General features: G+C 42.7%; 7 protein-coding genes and 1 pseudogene. All 8 read left to right on the top strand.

Going from position 1 to position 4,348, the window contains the following annotated elements; genetic code table 11:
• Positions 1 to 834, top strand: a pseudogene (locus NFR46_RS09220) (hypothetical protein); the annotation flags it as partial.
• Between the two features lie 11 nt (positions 835 to 845).
• Complete coding sequence (locus NFR46_RS09215; RefSeq protein WP_251576739.1) at positions 846 to 1,145, top strand: hypothetical protein; 300 nt, start codon at positions 846 to 848, stop codon at positions 1,143 to 1,145.
• On the top strand, positions 1,142 to 1,558 hold the full coding sequence (locus NFR46_RS09210) for a phage holin family protein (RefSeq protein WP_251576737.1): 417 nt from the start codon (positions 1,142 to 1,144) through the stop codon (positions 1,556 to 1,558). Before NFR46_RS09215 ends, NFR46_RS09210 begins: the two co-directional genes overlap by 4 nt.
• A 2-nt stretch (positions 1,559 to 1,560) precedes the next feature.
• Positions 1,561 to 2,694, top strand: a complete 1,134-nt coding sequence (locus NFR46_RS09205; RefSeq protein ID WP_251576735.1) for a GH25 family lysozyme — start codon at positions 1,561 to 1,563, stop codon at positions 2,692 to 2,694.
• Positions 2,695 to 3,315: a hypothetical protein gene (locus NFR46_RS09200; protein WP_251576733.1), complete on the top strand. Its 621-nt coding sequence runs from the start codon at positions 2,695 to 2,697 to the stop codon at positions 3,313 to 3,315.
• Positions 3,315 to 3,845 carry a collagen-like protein gene (locus tag NFR46_RS09195; protein WP_251576731.1) on the top strand — a complete coding sequence of 177 codons (531 nt, stop codon included), beginning with the start codon at positions 3,315 to 3,317 and terminating at the stop codon, positions 3,843 to 3,845. The genes NFR46_RS09200 and NFR46_RS09195 overlap by 1 nt, the downstream gene beginning before the upstream one ends.
• Positions 3,829 to 3,999: a hypothetical protein gene (locus NFR46_RS09190; protein ID WP_251576729.1), complete on the top strand. Its 171-nt coding sequence runs from the start codon at positions 3,829 to 3,831 to the stop codon at positions 3,997 to 3,999. The genes NFR46_RS09195 and NFR46_RS09190 overlap by 17 nt, the downstream gene beginning before the upstream one ends.
• Positions 4,000 to 4,004: 5 nt before the next feature.
• Positions 4,005 to 4,348, top strand: a 344-nt coding sequence (locus NFR46_RS09185) for a hypothetical protein (RefSeq protein WP_251576727.1), incomplete at its 3' end; no start/stop codon positions are given.

Here is a 4,348-nt window from a genome sequence, read left to right as displayed (position 1 = left end):
ATTAGTAACATCTCCAATAAGACCTTGCAAGCCGTCTACGCTGATTTACTCCAAAAGGTTAACGCCTTTAAACAAGGTGCAGCTGGTAAAGATGGGATAACCCCTAAACTAGTTGCGGGTACGGTTACTAAACTACCGTCTGACGCTCAACCAACATTCTTACTAACGCCATTACCGGACGACCCTAATTCATATCGAATTGACTTAGGATTACCAAGCGGGCCAAAAGGTGATAAGGGAGACAGCATCAAAGGGGAGAAAGGTGATCCAGGAGAAGACGGGGTTACTCCTCATCTTGATAAAGCTACCGGTGATTGGTTCGTTGGCAGTTTAGACACGATGGTAAAAGCTCAAGGACCAGCCGGAGAAGTGCCTGACATGAGCCAGTTTGTTAAAGTTAGTGCGCTCAATAATCAGCTAACTACAATTAATACTGCAATTAAGTCACGAGTTACTAGCGATCAGTTGCAAGCTGTTGCAGATGCTAACGGTCAAACATTAAGCAAACTCAACAGCTTAATTGGTAGTCTTTCTAGCGCATCGGCTTCTGCATCAACTAGCACTTCTGCATCAACTTCACAGAGTAAATCAACTAGTTCTAGTAGTTCTACCTCACAAAGTCAGTCGATGAGTTCCAGTATCTCGGCTTCAACCTCAACCAGTGCTAGTGCTTCGCAAAGTATGAGTTCATCTATTAGTACCAGCTTATCAACTTCAGAATCAATTAGTGCTTCCGCTTCTACCAGTACCAGTCTGAGCACTTCTTTAAGCGCTAGTGCTAGTCAATCGGCTTCAGCCAGCGCTTCAACTAGCACCTCACAAGCTAACGGATAGAGGGTGAGAAAATGAATTGGATTACACCACATTCTTTCTTATCGCTTAATTGGGATGAATGGGCTTCGATCGTTGCTATCTTAACGGCGATTGCATTAATTCTTCGCTGGTTAATTGGTAAAGCTGATGTGCAACTTTTTGGGCCAATCCGAGAGCAACTAAGTGATGTTAACGCTGGGCTAAAAGAGTTTAATCAACGCCAGCAAAAAGCAGAATTACGCTTGGAAAATGGTGACAAGAAGTTTATTCGCCACGACGAGGAATTAAAAGATCATGAACGAAGAATTACTAATTTGGAGGAACGAAGATGAACGAGATTATTAATGCAATTCCCGAATATGTAATTACGTTGGTTGTTTCGACTGCGATTGTTTACATTTTTAAGTACCTACAGAACTTAATTCACGCTAAGACATTACATGCAAAGACAATTCAGTCAAAGGAACTGTGGAGCTTTATTGAACAAGTAGCTGACACAGCAGTTAGTTCACTGGTTAATGCTCAGATGTCTGGCAATGACAAGTTCAATCAAGCAATTACGGTTGTTCAGGATGTCTTAGCTAAGCGTGGCTTTACTAATGTTGATGTCAAATCAATTGAATCAGCCGTCCAAGCGGCTTATGAAAAGTCAGACTTAACTGGTAATGATACTACTGACCCTGTTAAGGTTGCCATTCAAACCGCACCTAACCGGGCTAATGATTTAACAAAGGAGGCTGATTAGCAATGGCATTGTATACAGTTGATGTTTATTCTGGAAGTTCCGATAGTATTATTCGGGATTCACACGCTGATGGGGTCATTGTTAAAGCTACTCAAGGTACCAGTTATGTTAATCCCCGTTGCAATCATCAATGGGACTTAGCCGGACAATTAGGCAAGCTACGGGGGCTGTATCATTATGCAGGTGGTGGCAATCCCGAAAGTGAAGCACAATACTTCATCAACAACATCAAGAATTACGTCGGTCAAGGAATCCTAATTCTGGATTGGGAATCATACCAAAACTCATCCTGGGGCGATGCTTCATGGTCGTTGCGCTTCGTTACTGAAGTTCACCGACTTACTGGAGTATGGCCTTTAATTTATGTGCAGGAATCAGCATTGTGGCAGGTTGCCAACTGTGCTCAATACTGCGGTGTCTGGGTAGCTAAATATGCCTCGATGACTTGGAATAGTTGGACACTGCCAAACATGAGCGTCAGTGCTGGTGCTTTTGGTGCCTTGACTGGTTGGCAGTTTACCGGTGGCGACATGGACCGGAGTATCTTCTACCTCACTAAGGAAGCCTGGATGAAAATTGCTAACCCAAGTGGTAACACTAATGGCTGGCAAGGCAGCGGTGATAATTGGCAATATTTTGAAAATGGTTCCGCAGTTAAGAATGACTGGCGCAAGGTTGATAATCGTTGGTATTACCTAGATGAGTCTGGGAAGACGGTTACTGGTTGGCGAAAGATTAATAATCATTGGTATTACTTCGATGTTAACCATGACGGAACGTTTGGTGCTGCTTTGACTGGCTGGCAACAAATTAACGGTCATTGGTACTACATGGATTTTGACAATGCTTGGTGTCTCACAGGTTGGCAAACCATCAACGGAAAGAAATATTACTTTGACCCAGAAAATGCTTGGATGTTAACTGGACGACAAGAAATTGATGGTAAATTGTACGCCTTTGGTGACGATGGTGCCCTTCAAGAAGCAATTGCAAACCAGCCGGACGATATTCAACCAGCTAAGGATGACACAACAGTTAAGCTTTCGGCAGCTGACCGTCAGGTAATCGAAAACGATCTGAAGCCTTACATTCAAAACGCAGTAAAGGATGAGCTCTCTAAGTTGAGGAGGGATTAAATGAATGATGTTAAAGTATTCTCTGCCCTCGTCCAAAAGCGCACTGAAGGTGTACAAGATTATATTTTTCAATGTTTGCAGGATAACATTCCGGTAATTCCAGAGGAAAAGTATATTTATAAAGCCTCATTTGCCACTGAGGATAGTCTTGTAATGACTATTGATATGAAGATTGAAGATGGATTACTAGCATTTAATTCCAATCAAATACTAGATTTGCCAGCTGGTACCTATCGACTTGAACTTTGGGAAATGGTAGATGATGTTATTCATGCCATTTATCCATCAAATCGTGATATGAAGTTCCGAGTATTGTCGAACTCATTGGATCTACCAACAGGAAAAGTGAGTTCATTAACACTAGACGAATTTAAAAAAGAATTTGACGATATTGCGAAGAGAGTATCGACTGGTCAGGTTGATGCGCCAAGGTTTAAGGCTGGCAAAGTAGAAAGTGTTAGTCCGGATCAACCCGCAACTGTTGAAATGTTAACTAATGAAGACGGTTCAGTGACTATCAATTATAGAATCCCTCGCGGGAAAGACGGTAAGACGTGGAAGCCTTACATTGCTGCTGATGGTTACTGGCATATTAAAGAAGATAAAGGAGAAGATGCATAATGTTACAAAGTGATATTAACTTAGGAGTTGTCGCTCGTGGGCCAAAGGGTGAAACAGGAGCAACCGGCCCTGCCGGAAAAACTGGTGAACAAGGTCCGCAGGGTGAACAAGGCCCACGTGGTCCACAAGGTGAACGGGGACCACAAGGATTACAAGGCCCCGCCGGTAAGGGATTTAATGTCGATAAGACTTACCCTAGTATTGCAGAAATGAATGCTCACTTTGCCGATGATATTAAGGAAGGCGATATGGCAATCATTTCAAGTAATGCTGATGATCCAGATAATGCAAAATTGTTTATTCGTTCCGGCAATGAGATGAAGTTTCTAACTGATATGTCAGGGGCACAAGGGATTAAAGGTGATAAGGGAGACCAAGGTGTAGCTGGTCCACAAGGTGAGCCGGGAACCGAAGGTAAACAAGGCCCACAAGGTGAGCGTGGACCGGTTGGCTATACTTACCAACCATATGTTGCTGATGATGGAAATTGGCATGTGAAGTTGGTGAACCCCGATGGCACAACAAATTAATTTGCCGAGTGATATTAACCTGAACATCAAGGCTCAAGGTCAACCGGGCAAGGATGGTAAGACTCCGATTAGGGGAGTTGATTACTGGACTAAAGCTGACCAAGATGCAATTAAACAATGGCTTGAGGATGCAATTGAAAATCATAAGTGGTGATGTAAATGTTATTTGAAGATTTATCACGGTTGGCTGACGGCTTTCGGCAACGATTCAATACAAGTGATCGGCTGACAATTAAAGATATGGTTAGTCTAGTAACGCCGCCTAAAGCTAATCCTAATCTTATTGAAGGTTCAGATGGCTTTGATGGTTACCCAGCTAATGATTGGGTAGCTTTTAATGTATCTAAAGTAGGTAATCTATGGAATGGATTAGTAACTGCTCTTTTGAATACTGGAGGACTGATTGGTAAGAAACAGGCTTATCCAGCAGGAACATATACTTTCTCGGTATTCGCACGAGCTGAATCATCTGATACGCAAGCTACTATTGGCTTTGTTGGCGG

The organism is Limosilactobacillus agrestimuris (genome assembly GCF_943193105.1).
GTDB lineage: Bacteria > Bacillota > Bacilli > Lactobacillales > Lactobacillaceae > Limosilactobacillus > Limosilactobacillus agrestimuris.
Note: the sequence above shows the minus strand (reverse complement) of the source record. Positions and strands in the feature narration are given on the sequence as shown.